The 1,312-nt window shown below is 38.4% G+C and carries 2 protein-coding genes; both read right to left on the bottom strand.

All coding sequences use genetic code 11. The features are described 5' to 3' along the window. Positions 1 to 47: 47 nt before the first annotated feature. Entirely contained in the window at positions 48 to 248 is a 201-nt protein-coding gene (locus IQ264_RS32470) for a hypothetical protein (RefSeq protein WP_193986911.1), read from the bottom strand. Positions 249 to 560: 312 nt separating this feature from the next. Then, positions 561 to 794, bottom strand: coding sequence for a hypothetical protein (locus tag IQ264_RS32460; protein ID WP_193986909.1), 234 nt, complete (start codon positions 792 to 794; stop codon positions 561 to 563). Between the last annotated feature and the right edge of the window lie 518 nt (positions 795 to 1,312).

Here is a 1,312-nt window from a genome sequence, read left to right as displayed (position 1 = left end):
CCCCTGCCCCCTCCCCGTAAACGGGGAGGGGGTGATAGTTTTTTGATTTATTCTGTTATTTCAAGTGCTTTCATTAAATATTGCAATGTTTCTTTCTGTTCTTGTGCTTCTTCTTCGGAAACATTGCACCAAGAATCTAACATTTCGATAATATTTTTTAATTGTTCTGGAGTTGCAGGTTTTAGGCTGGGATGGGTTTCTGTTTGATTAACTTCTGGATTGTTTTGTTTAATAAGTTGTGGATTCATTAAATTTCACCTCATTTTTACTCATCAAACAGTCTCCGGGCTGAAATTAAATCTCTTTCTCGATCGATCGCTACTTTTAATTCCGGTAGAGTTTCTTCATCATATCCTGATTCATCAGCCATCCATTCATCAAGAAGTTAGATTACTTTTTCGATTTGTTCTGGAGTTAAGGGTTTTATTAATGATGAAGCTTTTGGCTGTCTGGTCATTATTTTTTACATTTTGGATGATTTGAGATGTGACTATTTTAGCTGTTTTTTGGTTGGGTGGTGGTGCGATCGCAAAATGTGCGCGTTAGCGTGTATCGCGTTTTCATTCCCATGCGTCTCGTTCTTGACGAATAAATTGATCTACTTCTTCGGGTGTGGAAAAGCTACCTTTTGCAGCACCAATAAAACTGGTTAAAGATTTCTGAGATTCATTTTTCATTGCTATTGGTTGCAGTACAATGACTACCTCGAATAAACCAGGGTTAATGTTATCTGGTAAGTTAATTTCGAGTTTGCGATCGCTCTTTACTTCCACAGTTTGACGAATTGTTTCCATTTTCAGTTCAGGGAGTTTTCTATTAATACTAGTTTAAGGTGCGATCGCTCTTTTTTCTATGTTTTGGGGAAAGTGCGATCGTATTTGCCTAAAAACCTATTTGACTGGTGAAAAAGATTTTTTTGAACCACGAAGACAAATATAATTGTTGCTGCCGCCATATTCGGATTCCCAGCGTTAATAAACCAGAAACGAATGCAGACCAAGCGACAGCAGGAATTCTAACCGTAGCTGCTGAAATAATACAAGTAACAATAAGATGTGGGATTGCTTTAGAAAGCATAAACTGTAAGTTTATTGGGCGTGGTTTTTGCCCAGGTTCTAATGGCTTTGGCTCAGAAAATTTCCATTCAACGGGTCTGGCAGATAGAGCCTGTGTAATAGCGTCTGGTGCCACTTGAAGGATAAAGTGGCACTTTGTGCCATTTTATCCTTCAAGTAATTGAGTGCCATTTTATGCTTTCAGTTGGCGACACTTGTAACGCTGGGAAATAGCACGACATAAATCAGGGAAATAT

The organism is [Phormidium] sp. LEGE 05292 (assembly GCF_015207735.1).
Classification (GTDB): Bacteria; Cyanobacteriota; Cyanobacteriia; order Cyanobacteriales; family Aerosakkonemataceae; genus Floridanema.
This window is presented reverse-complemented; position numbering and strand designations above follow the sequence as displayed.